Source organism: Enterococcus sp. DIV0421 (genome assembly GCF_051713745.1).
Lineage (GTDB): Bacteria > Bacillota > Bacilli > Lactobacillales > Enterococcaceae > Enterococcus_D > Enterococcus_D casseliflavus.
Genome location: NZ_JBIOQM010000001.1, coordinates 1368963 through 1391768 on the forward strand (window position 1 = coordinate 1368963; position 22806 = coordinate 1391768).

The window sequence follows — 22806 nt, forward strand, 5'->3', positions numbered from 1 at the left end:
CTTATTCTAATTTTTTCGAAAAAAGATAATATATTTTTCTCGCTACTTTCTGCTATTGAAAGCTATCACAAAAGACACGCTCATAGAAGGACCGTTAAGCTTGTGGTCAAAAAGATATGGCCGCGATTGTTCTTTCTCTGTTCTTTTACCTTTGTTCTGCGTCTTCTTTTGTATAATAAAAGAAAAAGCAGAAATGGAGTGGCGAATGGAAAAATTGACCCGAATGTTCGAGCGAGTGATCAGTATTTGCATTGATAGCATGTTGGCGATCTTAGTCGTTGTCGTCTTGATTTTTATGGGAAAAGCGATTTTTATGATCAGCACGACGCTCTTTCCCTTAAGTGAAGCGCCCCACCTGTCCTTTTTGATTGAAGAAATTGCCACGTTATTCATTTTATTAGAAATCATTTTGATGTTGCTGCGGTATATGAAGGACGGACACCATATTCCCGTCCGTTACTTGATTCTGATCAGCATTACTGCGATTTTGCGCGAGTTATTGTTGACGCAAGGTATGGCGAACGATGCCCTATTTTTTGCTTTAGCGATCTTTGTTTTGGTACTCGTCTTGCTAGTCCTGCAAAAAATCAATGCCTTCCAACATACCCAAGAAAAAGACCACTGAAACCACCCCATTGGATCAGTTGGTTTCAGCGGCTTTTTCGGGATCAGTTAGAGGGATACCAATATAGAAGGTGGTTCCTTTAGGCGTACTTGTAACATCAATCAGCCAATCGTTTTTTTCCACGATCGAAGAGACAGTGGAGAGTCCTAGACCAGTACCGCCAGTGGCACTCTTGGTCGTGAAAAAGCGGGTAAAGATTTTTTCTTGGATCGCTTCTGGTATGCCTGGACCGTTGTCGGCGATTTCGATCAAAGCAAACTCCTGTTGCGCGGAGAAAGCTTGCTTACGAAACAGAAAGGTGGCGCTTTCTGTCGAAGTGCGGCTCAATCGAATGCTGCAGTCGGCATTTGCTTGGTATACATTCATCAACAAGTTGTAAATAATGACTTGCAGATCGATCTTCTCGTAGACAGCATATCCTACTTCTTGGATATCATACGTAAGGGAAAAGGCTTTTGGCAACAGTGCGCGCATAGTAGCGATGGCCTCTGTCAAGGTGGCGGCGATCGACTGCACAGTTTTATCGGCACTTTCGAGTTTTGAAAAACGCAGCACATTGCTAGATAACTCTTTGCCTTTTTCTGCTGCTTTGCAGACTTCTTGCAAGTCCTCCATCAAGACTTCATCGTGTTGGTTTTCCTCAATCAGCAATTGCAGATGACCAATCATGGGCGTCAAAAAGTTGTTTAGGTCATGAACGATCGAGGTCGTTAATAAGCCAATGGTTTCCAGTTTTGATTCTTGCAAAATGTTTTTTTCGATTTCGTGCTTTTCTTTTAACAGCCGTTGTCGTTCTTTCAATGCTTGGTTTTCGACATAGGCTTGATTGCGTTTCATGTAGTTTTTGATCAGGACCGTCAATAAAATCATAATGACAAACAACAAACCTAGTAGGCCGATCAAAATCAAGTTGTCTTGTAAAAAGAGACCGCTTTGCTCCAAAAAATCAGCATTGCTGGCGACGATCAGGCGACTGTCGCCGATGGTGATCCATTGATAAGCAGCCAATTTCAGCACTTTTTGCAGTGTTTCTTCGTTCCACCAATAAGAATAATAGACGGAGGTGCCCTCTTCATTGTCGCTTTGTTCTTGCTCCAAGCGCTCAAGATCGGTGAAATCCAGCTCTGGAAATTCTTTTTTGCGGCTTTCAACGATGGAAAAACCAATTTGTTCGTCCGATGGGTGCATAACGATCCGCATCTCGGCGTTTTTGACCATCGTATAGCCGGAGACATTGCGATCGGTGGTAAATTCATGTTGATACATGCGCTGTAGATTCAAAGGCATCACAAGAATCGCTTCTTTGTCGTCAAGGGTTAAGGACTGATACACATTTAGATAGGCCTGCTTGCCATCAAAATAGACTTGCCCATTTTGTACCTGCCGTCCTGCCAATACCTTGTCTAAGGATGGGTCTTTGAATAACAATTCTTGCACCGGCGGGTCTTCTGGTTTATTGACCGCCGTTGCAGTATTTTGAGCGATGACCTGACCTTGTTGGTCGATCAAAAACAATCCGACCATGGCATTGTTCGCAGAATTGATCACTGGTAACGTTAAGGGGCGCTGCAAATCAGCTAAGGCGGCGCCTTCGAGGCGGTCATCGGCATAATTGGTAAGAGCCATGTGGTACGATTCGATACTGCGGCTGATCAGCTTGATCGCCGCTTGATTGACCGTTTCCAACTGCCGCAACCCGACGGTTTCAGCTTGTCTTTGTGCGCTTTTATAACTTGTAAAGGTAAAAATAAGCCCAATCAGTGTAATGAATAAGGTAGCGACCACACTTAAATACAGCCAAAACTTTGATGGCGGTTTCATTGTAAACCCCTTTCATATTTACTATAATACTATTGATACAGGAGGCGGATATTTTGCGAGATGAAAAAATTTTAATCGTTGATGATGACCCTGCCATTCGGCGGCTGATTTGGAAATCTTTACAGTCGACGGGTATTTTGATCTACCAGACCGATTCCGTTGAAAAAACGATTGCGATCAACTCTCGTGTCAGCTTTGATCTTTTTTTACTGGATATCAGTTTAGAGCATGAAAATGACGGCTATCATTTGGCACAACTGATTCGGGAAGAAAACCCCACGGTGCCGATCGTTTTTTTGAGCGGAAAAAGTGACGAAAAAGACATGATCAACGGCTATGAGATTGGCGCCGATCACTACATTACGAAGCCTTTTTCACCGGCACTCTTAAAAGCACAAATCGTTTCGATTCTTGATCGCCGCAACGTGCTGCGAGAAAAAGGGATCGCCAAACCGGAAGGCGATCTGTGCAGCGGCATGTTTCGTTTTGACCAAAAACGCTATCAGTTTTTCAAAAATGATCAGCCCATCAAGTTGTCTTCAAAAGAAATCATGCTAATGCGCTTTTTCATGGAAAATCCAGATCAAGTGTTCTCGAAAGAACAGATTTACAGCAATGTCTGGCAAGATGGCCAATTCGATGCCAATACCGTGATGGTTTTTATCAATCATCTGCGAAACAAAATTGAAGATGAGCCGAAGCACGCCCGCTTTTTAAAAACCGTTTGGGGGATCGGCTATACCTTTTTACCAGAAGGAGACGCCTTCTAGCTGCAAGAAATAAAGCGCCAATGCTAAAAGATCCGCCGATCCGCCGGGACTCAAATGGCGCGCGATCAATACTTGATCATAGATCGTTAATTCACGAAGCAAGTCTGTATCTGACAGATTGGCTTGGTGAATTTTTTGCATCTCCTGCTGCACGGTCTTCATCGCATCGTAACCTCCTCGATGGACGAGGTTGCTGTCTTCGGTTTCACTCATTAGATAGACTAACCCGCGCAACAAGGAAACGGAGGTTTTTTGCGGTTGCTGCCGCAAGTACTCCAGCAGTTTTTTGACCGTTGGATACCCAGCTGCAGCTTCTCCACGAATCCCCATCGTGCCGTAGGTCAAATAATTTTTTTCTCCATAAGACAATTGGTCTTTGTGGGTGATTTGCTGCAGGTCTTGCTTGACCAAATGCTGGCAGATATCAGCGGCAAGCTGCAGGATCTGATTGGTATCTTCAGCCGTCAGCTCCGCCTTGCCATTTTGTTGATAATAGACTCCTGTCGCCCCCAACAAAACTGCAAAGGAAAAATTTGCCCCTTTGTGGGTATTGATGCCTTTGGTTGCCCGAAGCATCGCTTCTTCTGCTTCTTGACCGATCCCTCGTAACTGGTCAAACAGCTGGATCAGCGAGCCTGTATGGGCAAAGCCCGCTTGGCTATAGCGCTGAAAAAAAGGCGCCAAACAAGTGATACTGTTGATAAAGGTAAACACATTCATGTCCTGATGCGCACCAGAGGAGCAAGGATCTACTAAACCAGGCTTGGGTGCTAACGCTACCTCATAATGCAGCGCATTGACTGCATAGCTGCTGGCGGTAAAAAGACGGGAATCAGTCAATTTTTCTTCGCTCCATTTCAGCAAGAATAAATTGCAGGGAGTGATCCAAATGTTCATGAGTCAACAACGTGATCTGTTCCGTGTCATTGGTTCTCATGCCGCGATAAATCAGCCAATGTTCCGCCAATGCCGCATCCCTTCTTCTAGAAGAGCGAATCGCAATGTCACGAAAATACACGAGGTACGCTTGCAGATCTAGCACGATACTTTTTAACCGCAGCATTTGACTTTTTTCGTAAATAAACGCATTGAAGTCCGAAAAGTTTTTCAAGACCCCATCCACATCATCCTCACGATTCAGCTGTTCGCCATGTTCTAACAAGCAGCGCATCTCCTGGAAATCTTCCTCAGTCATCAAGTCCATCGCTTTGATGGTCGCTAACGTATCCAATGATTTGCGGATATCGTAAATCTCATAAGCATCTTTGATACTGATCCCTTTTACGACGATGCCGATTTTTGGCACATGCTCCACCAGTTTTTCAGCCACGAGCTGAGTCATGGCGTAACGAATCGGGGTTCGGCTGATATTTAGCGTATCGGAAAATTCTTTCTCATTGATGCGAGAGCCTGCGGGAATATCTCCTAAAATGATGGTTTTTTTGAATGCTTCATAGATCAGATCTTTTAATGGTTTATTTTTGGTCAGATCCAGATTTTTATTTACTGCATCAATAATTGGATTCATGATTTACTCCTATCATACTAAAAACAAATGAGATTTTTGGGAAAAAATAAGCTTATCGATAAACAAGGAAAACTACCGAGCAAAATGGCAGCCTGCTCGATAGTTTCTGTATGAAATTACTGTGGAATATAAAACGGCATGTGACCTAATAGCACGATCGTAACGACGAAGATCACGAAAATCCCCAGTGCGTATTTCGCAGCTTCTTTTTGCCATTGTCCCATATCTAAGCCCGTCAAGCGCAACAGCAAGTAGATAAAGGCAACCAATGGACTTAGCAAGTGGAACGCTTGGCCCATTAAAGAGGCTAAGGCCATCTGCATATTGGTGAAGCCATACGAACGACCTGCTTCTGCTAAGACTGGCAGGACCCCAAAGTAAAACCCGTCATTGGAAATAAAGAAGGTCCCAGGTGCAGAAATCAGGGCGATGACTAAGCCCCAGAAACCAGCCAATTGTTTAGGGATGATTTGCGTGAAGCTATTCGCCAAAGCCGTTGCCATCCCTGAGCCTTGGAACAAGCCCATGAAGACGCCTGCTGCAAAAACTAAAATTACGACTTGCACAGCGTCGCCGCCGTTGGCACCGATCCGTGACGACTGGTCTTTCAAGATTGGGTAGTTGACCATCAATGCGATACACGTACCTACTAGGAATAACAAGATTGGTGGTAAAGCGATACTAGAGATAAAGGAACTTGCTACTAACCAGCCAATCAAGACGATCGTTAAGATACCGTTGAAGACAAAGTTTTTCGGACGGCGGATCGCTAATGTATCAGGATCAGTCACAGTTGTCATTTCTAAAATCTCATCATTCGTCAGCTCGGTAACTCCTAAACGTTTCCGTTCTTGGATCCCCATTCTGCGAGCTACAAAGAAAACCACATAGAGCAGAGACAAAATCATTCCTGGCAGCAGATAAGAAAGAATATCCGCATCGACTTCCAGCACGGCCATTGCCCGAGCAGTCGGTCCGCCCCATGGCAACAAGTTCATGATGGTGTTTTGCAAAATGATCAAGACACCAAGGTTCATCATTTTCATATTCAACTTCTTATAAATGGGAATAAACGCAGAACAACAGATCAAGGTCGTGGTCGTTCCATCACCGTTCAAAGAGACTGCAGCGGCAACGACTGCCGTTGCCATCAAGACTTTCATCGGATCGCCTTTAGCAAAATAAATCATTTTTTTCGTGATTGGATCAAACAATCCCGCATCCAACATAATGGAAAAGTACAAAATCGCAAACAGCAACATGATCCCTGTGTTGGCTGTGGTGGAGATTCCCTCAAGGACAAAATCACCGATATTGCCTTTTTCTGAAACACCAGCAACCATCGCAACGAGGGTAAATAGTAATGGGATAATTACTAAGGATGTAAAGGGTGACATTTTTTTCTTCATGATGACGAACATGAAGACAATAATCATAGCATAGGATAAAATCGTTAAGAACATTTTCTTCTTCCTTTCATGCATCGAAATGTGTAAGCGTTATCAAAAAACATTTTAAAAAATTACAGGCCCGTAATTTGTTAGCGACAAGCGTCACTAGTTTGTGAATATTTTTCTTTTCTTAAAGGAAATAATGTTATTGAATGCTTTACACGTCTAAGAATAAACAATCAAGAAATAGAAAAAAAGACCCGTTTAAAAAAAGAACAGCAAAAAAACAATTTCTCTTTTCAAATCTTATTTTTCGTTTAAAAAGTTCTTAATAGAATATTAACGCAAGAAAAACCTTGATAAATCAACGTTTACCAAGGTTTTTCGCTCTTTTTTCAAAAAAGGAACACTGAAAAAACAATTTTTAGCCGAAATAAATCTCGCTGATTGAACGGGAATTTCTATAATGAAAGGGAACGAATCATTGAGAAAGGAGAAACCCATGAATCTTATTAAAAGATTGTTCAAAAAAACGCATGATGAACCTGATGCGCCTGTCAGCTCCCCTTTGAAGCCCGAGGAAATGATAACGGATCCACCCGCGTCTGATTGGCAAGAAGTGTTGAGCTATCAGCCAGCGCCTGCAGAAGATTATCCATTAGTCAGTCTGATAGCCGCCGCACTAGGGGCTGAATGTTACCCTGAAAGTCAGTTTATCATTCGAAGAATTGAGAAACGCAATCCTGAATTTAAGCGAGTCGCCCTGATTGCTGCCAGTATTGCCGCAGGAGAGCTGCCTGATTCTCAGTTCACAATCAAAAAAATAGCCAAAAAAAATGAAAACAAGTGAGGGAAAAACATGTTACGTAAATTTAAAATAGCGATCGATGGGCAAGAATACCTTGTCGAAATGGAAGAAATCGGTGCGCCGCAACCTACCGCTCCTGCTCCAGCAGTGCCAACACCGGCTCCCACAGCGGTACCTGCTCAACCAGAGGCAGTCAGCACACCAGAACCAGAAGTAGCACCACAGCCAGCGCCAGCTACGCTTCCTGCTGATGGCGAGCCGATTCATTCTCCGATGCCGGGAACGATTTTACGTCTCTTGGTCAATGTAGGTGATACTGTACAAGAAAACCAGTCGTTGATGATTTTAGAAGCCATGAAGATGGAAAATGAGATCGTGGCACCAAAAGCAGGAACCGTGGTTGCCATTGCAGTCAATGCGGGCGACATGGTCAACCCAGGAGAACTGCTGATTACGATCGGCTAATTTATTGAAAAGGAAGTGACGTAGTGGAAACGTTAATTGAAGGTGTAGTCGGGTTAGGATCGGAGCCGGGACGGATCGTTATGATGTTCATCGGTGGTCTATTGATGTATTTGGGAATCAAGAAAGAATATGAACCGACCTTATTAGTACCCATGGGATTGGGCACGTTGTTAGTGAACTTCCCGAACTCAGGTGTGTTAAGTGCTGGCGGAGAAGCTGGCCCGTTCCAAGTATTGTTTGATATGGGGATCTCAACTGAATTGTTCCCCTTGCTTTTGTTTATCGGGATTGGCGCGATGATCGATTTTGGTCCCTTGCTGCAAAATCCATTTCTTTTGTTGTTTGGCGCTGCTGCGCAATTCGGGATCTTCTTTACGATCATCGTTGCCGTGTTGCTTGGTTTTGATTTAAACGACGCAGCTTCCATCGGGATCATCGGCGCTGCTGACGGTCCGACTTCGATTTTTGTCGCAAATACGCTGAACTCGAAATATATGGGTGCGATCATGGTAGCAGCTTACTCTTACATGGCGCTAGTACCGATCATTCAACCGGTTGCCATCAAAGCAGTGACGACCAAGCATGAACGAAAAATTCGTATGTCGTATCGTGCCGGCGAAGTTTCGCAAACGGCCAAAATTTTGTTCCCGATCGTGATCTCGATCGTAGCAGGGTTAATTGCACCTGTTTCATTGCCACTGGTTGGATTTTTGATGTTTGGAAATCTCTTACGGGAATGTGGTGTCTTGGATCGTTTGTCCATCACTGCTCAAAACGAACTAGTGAATATCATTAGTATCCTCCTAGGTTTATCAATTTCTGTGAAAATGCAATATGAAGAATTCTTACAAGTCGATACATTGATGGTTATTGGTTTAGGGCTGGTTGCCTTCATTATGGACTCGGTCGGCGGCGTGTTGTTTGCGAAAGTGCTGAACTTGTTCCGTAAAGAAAAAATCAATCCAATGATCGGTGCCGCTGGTATCTCTGCGTTTCCAATGTCTAGTCGGGTCATCCAAAAAATGGCGACAGATGAAGATCCGCAAAACTTTATTTTGATGCATGCAGCCGGTGCCAACGTTTCAGGACAGATTGCTTCGGTCATCGCCGGTGGCTTACTGCTGGCACTGATTGCTTAGGTCACTAGAAAGGAGAGGAAAACTATGAGTCAAGATTTACTGACTTCATTTGAATTGTTGTTATTCGGTTGGGGCGGCGTCTTTGTCGTGATCCTGATCATCTACTTCGCATCCTTGCTTTTGTCGAAGCTCTTCCCAGTAAAAAAATAAAGAAGGCATTGTATGTATACCCTAAAAAGAATCTGGCTGCAAAAAGATCCAGAAGTCTTTTTGCAATGGCAAAAATTGATCACCCGTGCTGGCTTAGCCGTCGGTGAAGAAGTAGCCTATACCGTCGGCATTTTTGACCAGCAAACCTTGATTGCTACTGCTTCTTGCTATGCCAATATCATCAAGTATGTGGTGGTCTGTGAAAAAAGACGCTCCGAACAGCTGTTGACGCAATTGATTTCACACCTTAGCGATCATATCAAAGACGAAGGCTTCACCAAGTCCTTCGTCTATACAGCACCGAAAAACCGCCTGTTTTTTGAATCCCTCGGGTTTCGTGAAGTGCTGGCAGCACAAGACATCTTGTTCATGGAACAAGGCGTTCCTTCTTTTGAAAGCTATGCCCAACAGCTGCAACGGCAGCGAATTGGACAAAACAACGGCGCGATCGTCATGAACGCTAATCCTTTTACTAAAGGACATTTGTACTTAGTCGAAACGGCTGCGAGTCAAAAAGAACAGGTTTATGTGTTCGTTTTATCAGAAGACCGCTCGCAATTTTCTGCCAGCGAACGGCTGCAGATGGTGACGGATGGTGTGGCTCATCTGCCAAATGTAACGGTGCTGCCGACCAACAACTATCTCGTCTCTTCGGCGGTCTTTCCCAGTTATTTCTTGAAAGAGCAAGCACCTGAGGCGATCGCCAAAAAACAAGCCGCCTTTGATGCAACCCTCTTCAAAGAAAAAATTGCCCCGCTGTTGGCGATCACTACGCGTTTTGTAGGCTCAGAGCCTTACTCGCCCGTGACCCAACTCTACAACGAGGCCATGGCTGCCGTTTTTTCTCCCGAGCTTGAACTGATCGTGATCGACCGTCTGAAGATCAACCAATCAACCGTTTCGGCTACAAACGTTCGGAAAGCGATTGCAGAAAAAGATTTACTTTCTTTGCAGCAATTTTTACCAGAAACAACGTTCTCATTTTTAATGCAGCATAACTATATTTAGAGGTGATAATAAGTGGAAATCAAAAAAAGTGCGGTTGCTGGCTCTGTTGAATCCAGTGATATCTTGATCGCGATCGAGCCTACCACAACCCAAACCATCGAGCTGACCCTCGATAGCAGTGTCGAAAAACAATTCGGCAAACAAATTCGCGCCGTCATCCTTGAGACGCTGAACCATCTAGGCGTGACACAGGCCAAAATCACCGCCACCGATAAAGGCGCCTTGGACTGTACCATCAAAGCCCGAACTCTGACCGCCGTTCATCGGGCCGCCGAACAAGAACAGTATGCTTGGAAGGAGATCGACACATGGAACGTTTAAGAAGAACGATGATGTTTGTACCAGGAGCCAATGCTGCCATGCTACGGGATGCACCATTGTATGGCGCCGATTCCGTTATGTTTGATTTAGAAGATGCGGTCTCCTTGAATGAAAAAGACTCCGCTCGGACACTGGTGCATTTTGCCTTAAAAACCTTTGACTATTCTGCCATCGAAACCGTCGTACGCATCAACGGCCTCGACACGGTGGGTGCCCTTGATATCGAAGCGATGGTCCTAGCGGGGGTCAACGTCATTCGCCTACCGAAAACCGAAACCGCCCAAGATATCATTGACGTTGCCGCTGTGATCACACAAGTAGAAGAAGAAAACGATCTGCCTGTAGGAACCACCAAAATGATGGCTGCCATCGAGTCTGCCGAAGGCGTTTTAAATGCCCGAGACATCGCTACAGCTTCCGATCGTTTGATCGGGATCGCTTTAGGGGCAGAAGATTATGTCACCAATATGAAGACTCGTCGCTACCCAGATGGGCAAGAATTGTTGTTTGCCCGCAGTATGATCTTGCATGCAGCTAGAGCTGCAGGGATCGCCGCCATCGATACCGTCTTTTCTGATATCAATGACACCGATGGCTTTATCGCTGAAACGACTCGCATCAAGCAGCTTGGTTTTGACGGAAAATCAGTGATCAATCCACGGCAGATTCCCCTAGTCAATGGGATCTATGCGCCTTCAAAAGCCGAGATCCAACAGGCCAAAGAAGTGATCTGGGCCATTCGCGAAGCCGAAAGCAAAGGTTCTGGTGTGATCTCCTTGAATGGCAAAATGGTCGATAAACCAATCGTTGAGCGAGCGGAACGCGTGATCGCCCTTGCCAAAGCAGCGAAATTGATTACCGAGGAGGAAGTGTAATTATGGTGTTAAACAAAGCAGGAAAAGACATCCCTGAATGCTATGCCAACCAATACGGGGTCTTTGAAAATGAAACGGCCAATATCCATGCCTACAAAGAAGCGAGTCGCAAGATCGAGCCAGTCCTGCCAGGCAAAAGCAAGGTCTTAGGCAGCATACGTGAAGCCATTGAAAAAACAGGGCTAACGGACGGCATGACGATCTCCTTCCACCATCATTTTCGCGAAGGGGACTTTATCATGAATCTCGTTTTGGACGAGATCGCAAAAATGGGCATCAAGAATCTTGCGATTGCCCCTAGTTCCATCGCGAATGTCCATGAACCATTGATCGGACATATCAAATCTGGGGTCGTGACCAATATCACCTCCAGCGGTCTGCGGGACAAAGTCGGTGCCGCAATCTCCGAAGGCATTATGGATGCCCCAGTCATTATCCGTTCTCATGGCGGTCGGGCTCGTGCGATTGCCGCCGGCGATATCCACATCGATGTCGCTTTCTTAGGAGCGCCTAGCTCAGATGCGTATGGCAACGCTAATGGCACCGTCGGAAAAGCAACCTGCGGCTCATTGGGCTATGCGATGGTCGATGCAAAATACGCCGACCAAGTCGTGATCATCACCGACACCCTGGTGCCGTTTCCAAATACCCCAATCAGCATTCCCCAAACGGATGTCGATTATGTTGTGGAAGTCGACGCCATCGGTGATCCTGCAGGGATCGCAAAAGGTGCGACCCGCTTTACCAAAAATCCAAAAGAATTGCTGATTGCTGAGTATGCAGCCAAGGTCATCACCAGCTCGCCTTACTACCAACATGGCTTCTCCTTCCAAACTGGAACGGGCGGTGCCGCATTAGCCGTTTCTCGTTTTTTACGCGAAGCAATGATCCAAGATGAGATCAAAGCCAGCTTTGCCCTTGGCGGCATCACCAATGCCATGGTGGAACTGTTAGAAGAAGGATTAGTAGAAAAACTGATCGATGTCCAAGACTTCGATCACCCTTCTGCACAATCGTTAGGAAAAAACGCCAATCATTATGAGATCGATGCCAATATGTATGCCTCACCGTTAAGCAAAGGGGCGTTTATCAATCAATTAGATACCGCCATTCTTTCCGCACTGGAAGTTGATACGAATTTCAACATCAATGTCATCACCGGTTCTGACGGTGTGATCCGCGGTGCTTCTGGCGGCCACTCAGATACCAGTATGGCGTGCAAAATGAGCTTAGTGATCGCTCCTCTCGTGCGGGGACGGATCCCAACGATCGTCGATACCGTCAACACGATCGTCACGCCAGGCGCCAGCATTGATGTCGTCGTCACGGAAATCGGGATCGCCATCAATCCTGCTCGCAAAGACCTGATCAGCCATTTTGAAGCATTGGATATTCCCCAATACACCATTGAAGAATTAAAAGAAAAAGCCTACAGCATTGTCGGTCAACCCGAACCAATCAAGTACGGGGAAAAAACCGTCGCTTTGATCGAATACCGCGATGGCACGATCATTGATGTGGTCAAAAATGTCTGATGCCCTATTTTCAGGAACCCCTGTGACGCTAACCGACATGCTGCAGGCGCGAGAAAATAGAAGCTCCCTTCAACGGGAGCTTCTCGCTGCGGATGAAAAAGCGGCATTACTTGTTGCCACCATGAATATTCCTGGTCCCGTGAAAAATTCTGCCTCATTGACCGCAGTTTTTGAAGAACTCATTACGGAAATCGAAGAGGTCGTCAAGGAACTAATTCCACTGGCAAACCTCTACCGCAGTTTGGAGACCGGACCAGAATATTATCTCGTACTGCCCACAGATCCTTATGAACTAAAACGAATGATGGTTCAGATTGAGACCAATCATCCTTACGGCCGGTTGGTGGATCTTGATGTCTTAACCAAAACCCAAGACCAGCTTTTACCTATCAGCCGCACCGAAATTGGACTGCCTGCAAGAAGCTGCTACGTCTGTGAACAAGAAGCCAAAGTTTGTGGCCGTTCTAGAACTCATAGCGTAGCAGACATGCAGCAGCAGATCCGTAAAATCATTCAGGAAAGAGTGAAAGAATGAAAAAAATCCAATTTACCGAAACCGTCTTGCGGGACGGCCAACAAAGTCTGATCGCCACGCGAATGCCTACCAGCGATATGCTGCCGATTCTAAAAACCATGGACCAAGCAGGCTATCATGCCCTGGAAATGTGGGGCGGCGCGACCTTCGATGCTTGTCTGCGTTTTTTAAATGAAGACCCATGGGAAAGATTGCGGGCGATCCGCAAAGAAGTGAAAAAGACCAAACTGCAAATGCTCTTACGGGGACAAAATCTCTTAGGCTACAAAAACTATGCCGATGACGTCGTCACCGACTTTGTGACCAAATCGGTCGAAAACGGCATCGACATTCTTCGTTTGTTTGATGCTTTAAATGATGTCCGCAATTTAGAAACCGCCATCCGCGCCACAAAAGCAGCCGGTGGACACTGTCAAACGGCAATCTCTTATACTACTAGCCAGATCCATACCGTGGATTACTTCGTTGACCTTGCCAACAAAATGGCAGACCTCGGCGCAGATTCTATCTGTATCAAAGATATGGCAGGCGTTTTGACGCCGCAAACCGGCTACGAGTTGGTCAGCCGAATCAAAGACGCGGTCGATCTGCCGCTGGAAGTCCATACCCATGCCACCAGCGGCATTGCTGAGATGACTTACTTAAAAGTTGCGGAAGCCGGTGCAGACATCATTGATACCGCCATTTCCTCTTTTGCTGGCGGCACCAGTCAGCCAGCAACCGAATCTGTGGCAATCGCCTTAGAAGATTGCGGCTTTGCTACGGGACTTGATTTGCAGAAAGTCGCTGAGATCGCGGAACACTTCAATCCCGTTCGTGATCGTTTCCGCGAAGAAGGACTACTGAACCCGAAAGTCAAAGACATCGAACCCAAAACCTTGATCTATCAAGTACCTGGCGGCATGTTGTCGAACCTACTCAGCCAATTGACGGAACAAGGATTGCAAGACAAGTATGAAGAAGTTCTAGCAGAGGTACCAAAAGTCAGAGCGGACTTGGGCTATCCACCGCTAGTGACCCCATTGTCGCAAATGGTCGGCACTCAAGCCTTGATGAATGTGATTTCAGGAGAACGCTACAAACTTGTCCCAAGTGAGATCAAAGATTACGTCAAAGGATTTTATGGACAATCGCCAGCACCCATCAGCGAAGAAATCAAAGAAACAATTATCGGAGATGCTGAAGTGATCACTGTCAGACCAGCTGATCTACTGGCACCACAACTGCCAGCCTTTCGGGAAGAAATCGCTGAGTATGCCAAAAGCGAAGAAGACGTGCTGATGTACGCCCTCTTCCCTCAGCAAGCCCAAGACTTTTTAGGCCGACGAGAAGATCCCTTTTATGATGTCCCCGTACAGACAGTGTCTGTGAGGATTGCGGTGGATTAACAATGAAGCCAGAAATAGAGAAAACAACTTAAAGTGCCCCTCACAAATTCGCTTGCTTTAGCAAATTTGTGAGGGGTATTACCATCTATAGGTTGTTTCTTCGTTTTTACTAATCTGCAGTGCAAAAATACGTACGCCACAGCCACTCCACCAATAAGCTTGCATTAATCGCTTCTCGCTCACGTATTTTGGGTAGCTGAGAAGCCAGGATTGTGCTTCTTCTCCATCCATTCTATAATCAGCTAAAAGAAGCGTTTTAAAGGAGGGTCTAGCCATGCAACGATACATCGCTTTATTAAGAGGCATCAATGTCGGTGGGAATAACAAAATTTCTATGAAAGAATTGAAAGCCGGTTTTGAAGAACTGGGGTTTAGCAATGTGGTCACTTATTTGAATAGCGGCAATGTGATTTTTTCTAGCGAAGATGATGATCCACAAGCCCTTGCCGAAATGATTAAAGCAATGATCAAACGGTACTTTTCCTTTGATATCGCTATTTATATCATTCGCCAAAGAGACCTGCAGGAACGCTTGACCCATATACCTGACTGGTCAGGAACGGAAGATAAAACCATCTATGACAACCTGATCTTTTTGATGCCTTCACTGACCTACGAGGTGTTATCTGAAAAACTCGGGGCTCCAAATGCCGACCTTGAACAGGTTTTCCCTTACAAAGACGTCGTCTTCTGGTCCTACATCCGCAAAGACTATCAAAAAACCAATTGGTGGAAAAAAACAGCCAGCACCAGCGTCGGCAAACAGATTACGATTCGGACTATCAATACGGTGCGGAAGATTGCGGAGATGTGAGGAATAGCAAGCCTTCTAATAATTATAAAAACCGTCAGGTAGACTCTCCTGACGGTTTTCTTATAACATTCTAATGTCTAATTAGTTCTCGTTACTACTATTCGTGATGCGCTTTAATTGACGTTAAGTTTCTACGCAATCATCCCGACTAGAAGCAATAAACTACCGAGAAGAATAATAGATTTTCACATCGTTTATTTCTATACTGAATATCTATGATAAAACAAAAATCAAGCATTAAGAAGCAATTTGAGTCAACTAGACAATAGTATAGAACGAAAGAAAAAATTCTTATTTGCAACATTCGATTACGCAAAAGATACATATGAACATCTATTATTAGCTATCCTTTTTTCTAGCTCTCATTATAGTTAACCTTTTTTATCTATCCTAACTGTTTTAAAAACTATTACACACGTTCTTTGACATGCTGTTATTGTTCCAACTTCTTTATTGCTAAAGCTAAGCAGCCGATCAATCCTGCATCGTCAGCAAGCATTGGAGTTAGTAGGTATTCTTCGAGAGTAGGGGTATCCACATAGGAACCCATTTTTTCTTTAAACGCTTGGCGAATCAACTCGAGTAGTTGCGGCTGTTTCATTACACCCCCGCCTAAAATTATTACTTCCGGTGCATATAGTAACGTTGTGTTATACACACACTGAGCAAGATAATCTGCCTCAATCGCCCAATAAGGATGATCAAATGAAATGGTTTGGGCTTTTCTTCCAAAGCGCTTTTCAATCGCGGGTCCTGAGGCTAACCCTTCCAAACAATCATGATGAAAAGGACAGATTCCTTCAAATTGATCTTCATTATGACGTTGTAGGAGCATATGTCCCATTTCAGGATGACTGAAACCTGCGACTATTTTCCCACCCACTACAGCTCCACCACCAACACCAGTACCAACGGTGTAATACAGAACACTATTTTTACCTTTTCCATAACCTGCCATATATTCTCCATAACAAGCAGCATTTACATCGGTAGTCCAATAGATGGGAACCGACAAGGCGTTTTCCAAAGCTCCTACAAAATGATAATTTTGCCAAGCTAACTTCGGTGTGTTGGTGATATATCCGTAAGTTCTTGATTCGATTTGAATATCAATAGGACCAAATGCTCCTACACCAATTGATGCGATATTTCCTTTGTACTTATCAAAGAAATCAAACACTTGCTTCATCGTTTCTTCTGGTGTTGTGGTAGGAAAACTTTTCCGTTCTATCACTTGTAATTGTTCATTACCAATCCCACAGACAAACTTTGTTCCACCAGCTTCTATCCCGCCATATAACATTTTATCTACACCTTTCATTCACTCATTTTCAAAAAAAGAAACGTATTTGCACTAAGCAAAATCGTTTCTCACTAAAGGTTTCGTTGTGCCACCTTCGCCAAATTCAATCGGCAATACGGTACGTTTTTCTACTGTCTCTCCATTAATGACAGCAATTAATTTTGCCACTGCCACTTCCGCCATTTGCTTTGTAGGTTGGGCAATCGTTGAGACTAAATAAGGATCTCCTTCTGTCATCTTTTGACCATCAAATCCAATAACTTGGACATCCTCTGGTACGTTTTTCCCTATTTTTTCAAGCATACCAATGACAGCTAATGCCATCGGATCGTTGATCGTAAAAATCCCATCGATATCGGGATTCTCTAACAAAAAATTTGTTACACGTTCTGAGAGATGGTCTAAAGGTTCTAACATATCTAACGCTTTATAGGAAATCCCCAGTTGACGGCACTCGATCTCAAAATATTTTCGACGACTCTTCGTTTCATTCGGTGTTTCTTGGTACCCACCGATATATGCTACATTCTGACATCCTCGGCGATAAAGTTCATTTGCAGCCAAACGTCCACCGGCCGCATTGTCAGCGGTCACATAAATCACCTCTTCAGTGAAATAACGGTCAATACTAACAAAAGGCAGATTACTCGAAATGTATTCATCGATATCTGAATAAGTAATTCCAATGATGCCGTCTACTTTATTTTGGCTGACCATCTGGATATATTCTTGTTCTTTTTCACTATTACCACTGGAGTTACACAAATAAAGCTTGTAGTTTTGTCTTTCTAATGCTGTTTCTACATGGTAGGCAAATTCGCCAAAAAATGGATGCCATACAGTGGGTAGAATCAAAGCAACCGTATTCGTATGCTTCATCTTTAACCCCCGGGCATAAAAATCTGGTTGATAGTTTAACTCTGTCATTGCTGCTTCAACTTTTTCTCTAGTAGAAGCTTTAACAGAACCGTTATTCAATACCCGGGAAACAGTTCCTACTCCGACACCTGCTAATTTTGCGACATCTTTCATTGTTGCTTTCATAGTTGATCCCTCACATTTCTGCACAAGTTTAGTATAATGAATTTTGTCATAAATTACTAATTTTTTCAAAATACTAATAGCAAAGTCATGGGAAATCTAGCTATCTGTTCTTTTCTAAAAATATTATCCTTCAAAACCTATTAAATAATTGATACACCGCCTAAGCAATCAAACATTTATTTCACACTCGCTGTTTCAAAAGCTTGAATACGACTTTCTCCAATCGAATGAAACAAGATATCTCGAGCTTTTTCCAGCTCATAGAAAGTAGCCGTCATAACTTCTAAACCATTAATAAAGACTTCAACTGATGAGGTATCTCTAAAAATCTCAAGAACGAGCTGATTATCAATCAAAGGTACTTCAACTTTTCGGACATTCAGAGATTCTTCTTCCGCCCCTGTAAGCTCTCTTCCTAGTTTCTGACGATCCAATTCAAAAACCTGTTTAGCAGTGTCATAAGTTAGTTTGAGACAATCCGTCTTAGACCGCAGTAATTCAATTGTAAAAACTTCTGCTTTCTCCAAATCTGCGACTAGATGTAAATATGAAGAATCCGACAGTGCGTTTCGAAATACGACTGATGTGTCAGTCACTGCGATATTTTCACTGCCTTGTTGATAAACTAAATGACTATATACAGTTGAGATGGGTTTTTGTACCAATCGATTTTTTTTCACTCTTAACTCTCGGGGCAAACTCATAGAGCCTGCCCAAAGATGGCCTAACTCATGTGTAGGCAATGTACGATCCCACATCTGCATCCAAGCAATCATCACCCGTCCACCATTAGGATCTGTTGTTGTTTGTGGTGCATAAAAATCCATTCCAAAATCCATTTCATGGAAATTATCAACTATCATCTGACCTGTTTCCCAGTCTACCTCACCAATACAAGCCATGGTAGAACTGATATTATGATATTCCAGTCCGTTCTTCTTGATTTGTATCGGTGACATGATTAAGACATCTCGTCCGTCTAAATGGAATAAATCAGGACATTCCCACATTATTCCTTGCTCTGAAGTCCCTTCTAGCAACACAGAGTAAAAGTGCCAAGTATACAAATCTGACGATTGAAACATCACTATTCTACCAGTAGACTGTGTAGATTTAGTAGCTACTACCATATAGTAAGCATCGTTGTGAACAATTACTTTAGGATCACGAAATTCTTGTATCAGCCCATTCTCACCTAGCTGTTTTTCTGCTACCACAGGATTACCACTGTATTTGCTAAAATGAATACCATCTTCAGAGACCGCCAAACATTGATGCTGATGGCTAATACCATCAATTTCTTGACAGCCTGTATAAAATAAATATAGTTTTCCGTCTCTTTCAATTGCACTTCCTGAGAAACACCCGCCGCTGTCATAAGGTTGATCTGGGGCTAACGCTACTGGTAGATCTTCCCAATGGACCAAATCACTACTGCGCGCATGCCCCCAATGCATGGGCCCCCATCGACTATCGTAAGGATAGTATTGATAGAAGAGATGGTAATGCCCTTTGTAATATATAAATCCATTGGGGTCATTTATCCACCCGATGGGTGCGGAAAAATGATAGTTTTGTCGATACTGAGGGTTAACTTTTCCTCGCATCATTTCAATAAATCGATTTGCTTTATCCAAAATCGCCGTTTCTTCTACTAACACTTATTGTGCTCCCTTCAAAAAATTATCATAGCCAGTTTGTTTTATTTGAATCCATTCTTCCAAACCTACACGTTCCAATTCAGCAAGGTATTCTTCCCATTCTTCATCGATTTTACCGCCGGTGATCCACTCTGCTCTTTTGCGATAGATGTAATCCCACATATCTGTTTCAATTTTTGCTAATCGATCTGTTTCTTCTTTTTCTAAAAAGACACGTGGATAGATATTGTCTTCTGTAATATATGGCAAATACGTGTCATGCATCAAATCTAAACGCCACTTCGCATCATCTGGCATTGTCGTGACTGTGCCGTAATAAGAATCAAGAACTGCTAATGGTCCTCCAGCTTCGGTTTTTTGTCTTAGTTCCCCCGGTGCTGTCCCCTCTAAAGGCAAATGTTTTAACATACCATCCTTTAATTCAAAAATATTCGCCTGTGCTTCATCACCGTAGGTTCCCCAGTTATTTTGGACAGACTGTAACGGTTCATACATTTTATCTATCCACCTAGCTGTAAGTTCCAAGTTTTTATTCGCACTAGTAATTACGAAACGATCTCTTGAGAAACCCATGCCATTCGTACGAGTAACGTGTTTCGTTCCATCTGGTCCCGCTAAGACTGGCAAGACGTCATAACTATCATCTGCACCCGTGATATTTGCTTTATCCCAAGTAAAATACACGCCATACTTATGTTCTTTCCCTTTGGCAACATACGTATTCCAATCTTGTTCGAAAGCCTCTTTATCAATAAGACCTTTATTATTCATTTCATTGAAATATTTGATGGCTTCTTTATACCCTTCTTTGTTAGCAGTAAATTGTACCTGGCCATCGTTATCAACGACTAAGTGGTCATCATTATCACCTAGACCGAATGCCCCCATTAAAAATTTTAAGTCTTCGTTTCCTCCATTGTTAATAAAGCTAAAAGGAATTTCATCTGCTTCACCATTACCATTTGGATCTTGCGTCTTGAAAGCCTCCAACACAGTCATCAACTGATCAGTGGTTTGCGGCATTTCAAGACCCAAATTATCCAACCACTCCTTGTTGATCCAAGCCATCCCATTTACTGTATGAATCGACTCTTTTCCTTCGCCTAATTCTTCAATCCAAGGCATAGAGTAAATGTGACCATCAGGTGCAGTAGACATTTGTCGGTATTCGGGGTTTTCATCAAAAATTTTCTTCAGATTTGGCATATAATCTTCGATCAAATCTTCAATCGGTACAATAACGCCACTTTCCGCCCAGTTTAATAAATCATAGTCACCTGCAGCGGCGTTGAAGATGGCATCTGGTAAATCCCCACTAGCGATATCCAAATTTCTTTTTTCGGCAAAATCACTACTGTAGTTTGTCCAATCAATATGGAGATTGGTCTCTTCTTCTAACCGTTGGAAAATCAATTTGTCATTAGGATCATTGGGAGCCAAAGGGGCACTTTGAGACATCATTTTTAAAGATACTTTTTCTTTCAATGGAAAAGAGACATTTTCTAGTTCATAATCAGGGCTTGATGTACTCTTTTCTTTTGAGCCTCCACAAGCCCCCAAAATTAGTACGGAAGTAAAAACGATTGGCAGCATCCATTTTGCTTTCATCTTAAAATCTCCTTTATAATTTTTATTCATACAAATAGTGAACAATACTTATCCTTTAACAGAACCAACTAAAACACCTTTATCAAAATATTTTTGGAAGAAAGGATACATTATGATTAATGGCAGACTAGAAATGACGATCGTTGCGTATTTGATCAACTCAGCAATTTGTTTCATTTCTGCCATGGCTGTATTGGCTCCCACCATGTCTTGTGAGGGTTGGTTTTGGATCAAAATATTTCTTAATACGAGTTGCAACGGCTGTAAGTCGGGATCTTTGATATAGATCATGGCATCAAAATATGAGTTCCATTGCCCAACAAAGGCATATAAAAACAATACGAACATAATTGGTTTAGCTAATGGAAGCATGACTTTGAACAGTATTTGCAAGTCATTGGCGCCATCGATAGTAGCAGCTTCAGAAAGTTCTTTTGGCAAAGCACTAAAATAGGTACGCGCTAAGATAATATTCCACACATTTATAGCACCTGGTATGATAATCGCCCATACACTATCTAACATGCCCAAGTTCTTTACCAATAAATAGGTAGGTATCAAGCCGCCACCAACGAACATTGTAATGACAAAAAAAGTCATAATAATCTTTTTCCCAGCCAAGTTAGGTCGAGATAAAGGATACGCAGTGATCATCGTAATAAATACAGTCAATAAGCTGAAGCTAAAAGAGTAAAACAACGAATTTACAAAACCGCGTAAAATGGAATCATCTGCAAATACCCGTTGATATCCTTGTATTGTCCAATCTTTCGGATTGAAGCTTATACCTTTATTGATCAAAGTAGCTGGGTCCATAAAAGAAGCTACCAGTACATAAATCAGCGGAACAATGGTGATGACGACTAAAAAAGTTACAATCACTCGATTCAACCATAAGATTTGACGGTCGATTTTTGATAAAGCACTATTCATAATTTTCTCCTTTCATTACAAGCCTTGACCATCGTTTAGCCGCTTGGTTATATTGTTGACAATCAGTAATAAAACGACATTAATAATCATATTGAACAGACCAACAGCAGCAGAGTAGGCATAATCACCTGATTGCAAGCCGACTTTGTATACATAAGTGGAAATGATTTCTGAGGCAGGGATGTTCATTGAAGTTTGCATCAAGTAGGCTTTTTCATATCCTACATTCATAATACCGCCGGCGGCCAAGATGAAGCTGATCACCATTACAGGCCTCAATGCCGGCAAATCGATATGCCAAATCTTTTGTAAAATATTTGCCCCATCGATATTTGCTGCCTCATATAAATCGGTACTGACTCCCGCCAGCGTCGCGGTGTAAAGAATGGATGACCAGCCGATTCCTTGCCAAATTCCCGATAAAATATAAATCGTTCTGAAATAAGCTGGATTAGACATGAACATAATTAGTTGCCCCGTAACCTTTTCTACTAACCCATTAATAGGTCCATTTGCGGATAGGAACAAAAACAGCATCCCCACGATAATAACTACTGAGATAAAATTCGGCGCATATAGAATCAACTGGATTTTCTGTTTTATTTTTTTATTGATAATTTGATTCAAGCTCAGTGCTAAAATAATTGGTGGAAAAAAACCTAACAATAAACCATAAATGCTAATTTTTAATGTGTTGCTCAGCAAAAGCGTAAAATTTGGTGAACTGATAAATTCCCTAAAGTGATCTAGTCCTACCCAAGGACTTTCCAAAATTCCTAGCATAGGATTATAGTCTTTAAATGCAATCACAGCACCGTACATTGGCACATACTTAAAGATAAACGTCATGATGATACCTGGTAAGAGCAACAAGTACATCCACTTATCACGCCGCAACTGTTTCTTTAATTTTTTCCACTTCGAGATATTTTTTTTATCCCGTTGTACCGTCCTTATCTCACCACCTGGTCCCAATGTCTTTTCCAATTCAATCTCCTCCCAATACATTTTAGAAACGTTTCCATTTTTGTTTAAAAAAATAAAAATTTAACGAAGATGCTTTTTTGGAAACGTTCCCACTATT

23 protein-coding genes are annotated in these 22806 nt (G+C 43.0%); 13 read left to right on the forward strand and 10 right to left on the reverse strand.

Translation table 11 applies throughout. The annotated features are described in order from the left end of the window. Nucleotides 1-205: 205 nt before the first annotated feature. Nucleotides 206-625, forward strand: coding sequence for a phosphate-starvation-inducible PsiE family protein (locus tag IGI96_RS06730; RefSeq protein WP_074934197.1), 420 nt, complete (start codon nucleotides 206-208; stop codon nucleotides 623-625). A gap of 15 nt (nucleotides 626-640) precedes the next feature. On the opposite strand, the gene IGI96_RS06735 is transcribed toward IGI96_RS06730, so the two are convergent. Then, the gene (locus tag IGI96_RS06735; protein ID WP_438784965.1) at nucleotides 641-2446 is read right to left on the reverse strand and encodes a sensor histidine kinase; all 1806 of its coding nucleotides are present in this window, start codon (nucleotides 2444-2446) and stop codon (nucleotides 641-643) included. A gap of 53 nt (nucleotides 2447-2499) precedes the next feature. Here IGI96_RS06735 and IGI96_RS06740 point away from each other — a divergent pair, with 53 nt between their 5' ends. Further along, nucleotides 2500-3216 carry a response regulator transcription factor gene (locus tag IGI96_RS06740; protein ID WP_005230498.1) on the forward strand — a complete coding sequence of 239 codons (717 nt, stop codon included), beginning with the start codon at nucleotides 2500-2502 and terminating at the stop codon, nucleotides 3214-3216. On the opposite strand, the gene citG is transcribed toward IGI96_RS06740, so the two are convergent. The 3 genes from citG to IGI96_RS06755 form a co-directional block, all read right to left on the reverse strand. Further along, the gene (citG, locus tag IGI96_RS06745; RefSeq protein ID WP_254907865.1) at nucleotides 3193-4056 is read right to left on the reverse strand and encodes a triphosphoribosyl-dephospho-CoA synthase CitG; all 864 of its coding nucleotides are present in this window, start codon (nucleotides 4054-4056) and stop codon (nucleotides 3193-3195) included. The two genes, IGI96_RS06740 and citG, sit on opposite strands and share 24 nt — an antisense overlap. Continuing rightward, complete coding sequence (locus tag IGI96_RS06750; protein ID WP_005230494.1) at nucleotides 4049-4744, reverse strand: GntR family transcriptional regulator; 696 nt, start codon at nucleotides 4742-4744, stop codon at nucleotides 4049-4051. The genes citG and IGI96_RS06750 overlap by 8 nt, the downstream gene beginning before the upstream one ends. 116 nt (nucleotides 4745-4860) lie before the next feature. Beyond that, nucleotides 4861-6207 carry a CitMHS family transporter gene (locus IGI96_RS06755; RefSeq protein ID WP_010748906.1) on the reverse strand — a complete coding sequence of 449 codons (1347 nt, stop codon included), beginning with the start codon at nucleotides 6205-6207 and terminating at the stop codon, nucleotides 4861-4863. Between the two features lie 430 nt (nucleotides 6208-6637). Here IGI96_RS06755 and IGI96_RS06760 point away from each other — a divergent pair, with 430 nt between their 5' ends. The 11 genes from IGI96_RS06760 to IGI96_RS06810 all read left to right on the forward strand — a co-directional run bounded on the left by IGI96_RS06760 (nucleotide 6638) and on the right by IGI96_RS06810 (nucleotide 15173). Continuing rightward, nucleotides 6638-6985 carry a hypothetical protein gene (locus IGI96_RS06760; protein ID WP_254907866.1) on the forward strand — a complete coding sequence of 116 codons (348 nt, stop codon included), beginning with the start codon at nucleotides 6638-6640 and terminating at the stop codon, nucleotides 6983-6985. Nucleotides 6986-6994: 9 nt separating this feature from the next. After that, nucleotides 6995-7408, forward strand: coding sequence for an acetyl-CoA carboxylase biotin carboxyl carrier protein subunit (locus IGI96_RS06765; protein WP_086338800.1), 414 nt, complete (start codon nucleotides 6995-6997; stop codon nucleotides 7406-7408). 23 nt (nucleotides 7409-7431) lie between these two features. Further along, nucleotides 7432-8547 carry a sodium ion-translocating decarboxylase subunit beta gene (locus tag IGI96_RS06770; protein ID WP_005230469.1) on the forward strand — a complete coding sequence of 372 codons (1116 nt, stop codon included), beginning with the start codon at nucleotides 7432-7434 and terminating at the stop codon, nucleotides 8545-8547. Nucleotides 8548-8571: 24 nt separating this feature from the next. Next, nucleotides 8572-8697 carry an OadG-related small transporter subunit gene (locus IGI96_RS06775; RefSeq protein ID WP_008381833.1) on the forward strand — a complete coding sequence of 42 codons (126 nt, stop codon included), beginning with the start codon at nucleotides 8572-8574 and terminating at the stop codon, nucleotides 8695-8697. Between the two features lie 12 nt (nucleotides 8698-8709). Beyond that, on the forward strand, nucleotides 8710-9705 hold the full coding sequence (gene citC, locus IGI96_RS06780; protein ID WP_074934203.1) for a [citrate (pro-3S)-lyase] ligase: 996 nt from the start codon (nucleotides 8710-8712) through the stop codon (nucleotides 9703-9705). 12 nt (nucleotides 9706-9717) lie between these two features. Then, nucleotides 9718-10026 (forward strand): citrate lyase acyl carrier protein, encoded by a 309-nt coding sequence (citD, locus tag IGI96_RS06785; protein WP_005230465.1) that lies wholly within the window; start codon nucleotides 9718-9720, stop codon nucleotides 10024-10026. Continuing rightward, nucleotides 10014-10901, forward strand: coding sequence for a citrate (pro-3S)-lyase subunit beta (gene citE, locus IGI96_RS06790; RefSeq protein ID WP_005230463.1), 888 nt, complete (start codon nucleotides 10014-10016; stop codon nucleotides 10899-10901). Before citD ends, citE begins: the two co-directional genes overlap by 13 nt. 2 nt (nucleotides 10902-10903) lie before the next feature. Beyond that, nucleotides 10904-12436 carry a citrate lyase subunit alpha gene (gene citF, locus IGI96_RS06795; RefSeq protein ID WP_086338801.1) on the forward strand — a complete coding sequence of 511 codons (1533 nt, stop codon included), beginning with the start codon at nucleotides 10904-10906 and terminating at the stop codon, nucleotides 12434-12436. Beyond that, on the forward strand, nucleotides 12417-12971 hold the full coding sequence (gene citX, locus IGI96_RS06800) for a citrate lyase holo-[acyl-carrier protein] synthase (RefSeq protein ID WP_086338802.1): 555 nt from the start codon (nucleotides 12417-12419) through the stop codon (nucleotides 12969-12971). Before citF ends, citX begins: the two co-directional genes overlap by 20 nt. Further along, on the forward strand, nucleotides 12968-14359 hold the full coding sequence (locus tag IGI96_RS06805; protein WP_086338803.1) for an oxaloacetate decarboxylase subunit alpha: 1392 nt from the start codon (nucleotides 12968-12970) through the stop codon (nucleotides 14357-14359). The genes citX and IGI96_RS06805 overlap by 4 nt, the downstream gene beginning before the upstream one ends. A 274-nt stretch (nucleotides 14360-14633) precedes the next feature. Next, nucleotides 14634-15173, forward strand: a complete 540-nt coding sequence (locus IGI96_RS06810) for a DUF1697 domain-containing protein (protein ID WP_086338805.1) — start codon at nucleotides 14634-14636, stop codon at nucleotides 15171-15173. 433 nt (nucleotides 15174-15606) lie between these two features. On the opposite strand, the gene IGI96_RS06815 is transcribed toward IGI96_RS06810, so the two are convergent. From IGI96_RS06815 to IGI96_RS06840, 6 genes are all read right to left on the reverse strand, one after another. Beyond that, a complete protein-coding gene (locus IGI96_RS06815) occupies nucleotides 15607-16476 on the reverse strand; it encodes an ROK family protein (RefSeq protein ID WP_086338806.1) in 870 nt (289 codons plus the stop codon). Between the two features lie 51 nt (nucleotides 16477-16527). Beyond that, nucleotides 16528-17520, reverse strand: a complete 993-nt coding sequence (locus tag IGI96_RS06820; protein ID WP_002323463.1) for a LacI family DNA-binding transcriptional regulator — start codon at nucleotides 17518-17520, stop codon at nucleotides 16528-16530. 176 nt (nucleotides 17521-17696) lie between these two features. Further along, nucleotides 17697-19181 carry a glycoside hydrolase family 32 protein gene (locus tag IGI96_RS06825; protein WP_086338807.1) on the reverse strand — a complete coding sequence of 495 codons (1485 nt, stop codon included), beginning with the start codon at nucleotides 19179-19181 and terminating at the stop codon, nucleotides 17697-17699. Continuing rightward, a complete protein-coding gene (locus IGI96_RS06830) occupies nucleotides 19182-20789 on the reverse strand; it encodes an ABC transporter substrate-binding protein (RefSeq protein ID WP_002323465.1) in 1608 nt (535 codons plus the stop codon). A 48-nt stretch (nucleotides 20790-20837) separates the two neighbouring features. After that, the gene (locus IGI96_RS06835; RefSeq protein ID WP_010748894.1) at nucleotides 20838-21722 is read right to left on the reverse strand and encodes a carbohydrate ABC transporter permease; all 885 of its coding nucleotides are present in this window, start codon (nucleotides 21720-21722) and stop codon (nucleotides 20838-20840) included. 15 nt (nucleotides 21723-21737) lie between these two features. Beyond that, the gene (locus tag IGI96_RS06840; protein WP_438784966.1) at nucleotides 21738-22730 is read right to left on the reverse strand and encodes an ABC transporter permease; all 993 of its coding nucleotides are present in this window, start codon (nucleotides 22728-22730) and stop codon (nucleotides 21738-21740) included. Nucleotides 22731-22806 lie beyond the last annotated feature (76 nt).

Coding starts and splice junctions, on each gene's coding strand:
- IGI96_RS06730 (WP_074934197.1), top strand. CDS start 206: ATGGAAAAATTGACCCGAATGTTCGAGCGAGTGATCAGTATTTGCATT.
- IGI96_RS06735 (WP_438784965.1), bottom strand. CDS start 2,446: ATGAAACCGCCATCAAAGTTTTGGCTGTATTTAAGTGTGGTCGCTACC.
- IGI96_RS06750 (WP_005230494.1), bottom strand. CDS start 4,744: ATGAATCCAATTATTGATGCAGTAAATAAAAATCTGGATCTGACCAAA.
- IGI96_RS06755 (WP_010748906.1), bottom strand. CDS start 6,207: ATGTTCTTAACGATTTTATCCTATGCTATGATTATTGTCTTCATGTTC.
- IGI96_RS06760 (WP_254907866.1), top strand. CDS start 6,638: ATGAATCTTATTAAAAGATTGTTCAAAAAAACGCATGATGAACCTGAT.
- IGI96_RS06765 (WP_086338800.1), top strand. CDS start 6,995: ATGTTACGTAAATTTAAAATAGCGATCGATGGGCAAGAATACCTTGTC.
- IGI96_RS06775 (WP_008381833.1), top strand. CDS start 8,572: ATGAGTCAAGATTTACTGACTTCATTTGAATTGTTGTTATTCGGTTGG.
- citC (WP_074934203.1), top strand. CDS start 8,710: ATGTATACCCTAAAAAGAATCTGGCTGCAAAAAGATCCAGAAGTCTTT.
- citE (WP_005230463.1), top strand. CDS start 10,014: ATGGAACGTTTAAGAAGAACGATGATGTTTGTACCAGGAGCCAATGCT.
- citF (WP_086338801.1), top strand. CDS start 10,904: ATGGTGTTAAACAAAGCAGGAAAAGACATCCCTGAATGCTATGCCAAC.
- citX (WP_086338802.1), top strand. CDS start 12,417: ATGTGGTCAAAAATGTCTGATGCCCTATTTTCAGGAACCCCTGTGACG.
- IGI96_RS06805 (WP_086338803.1), top strand. CDS start 12,968: ATGAAAAAAATCCAATTTACCGAAACCGTCTTGCGGGACGGCCAACAA.
- IGI96_RS06810 (WP_086338805.1), top strand. CDS start 14,634: ATGCAACGATACATCGCTTTATTAAGAGGCATCAATGTCGGTGGGAAT.
- IGI96_RS06815 (WP_086338806.1), bottom strand. CDS start 16,476: ATGTTATATGGCGGGATAGAAGCTGGTGGAACAAAGTTTGTCTGTGGG.
- IGI96_RS06820 (WP_002323463.1), bottom strand. CDS start 17,520: ATGAAAGCAACAATGAAAGATGTCGCAAAATTAGCAGGTGTCGGAGTA.
- IGI96_RS06830 (WP_002323465.1), bottom strand. CDS start 20,789: ATGAAAGCAAAATGGATGCTGCCAATCGTTTTTACTTCCGTACTAATT.
- IGI96_RS06835 (WP_010748894.1), bottom strand. CDS start 21,722: ATGAATAGTGCTTTATCAAAAATCGACCGTCAAATCTTATGGTTGAAT.
- IGI96_RS06840 (WP_438784966.1), bottom strand. CDS start 22,730: ATGTATTGGGAGGAGATTGAATTGGAAAAGACATTGGGACCAGGTGGT.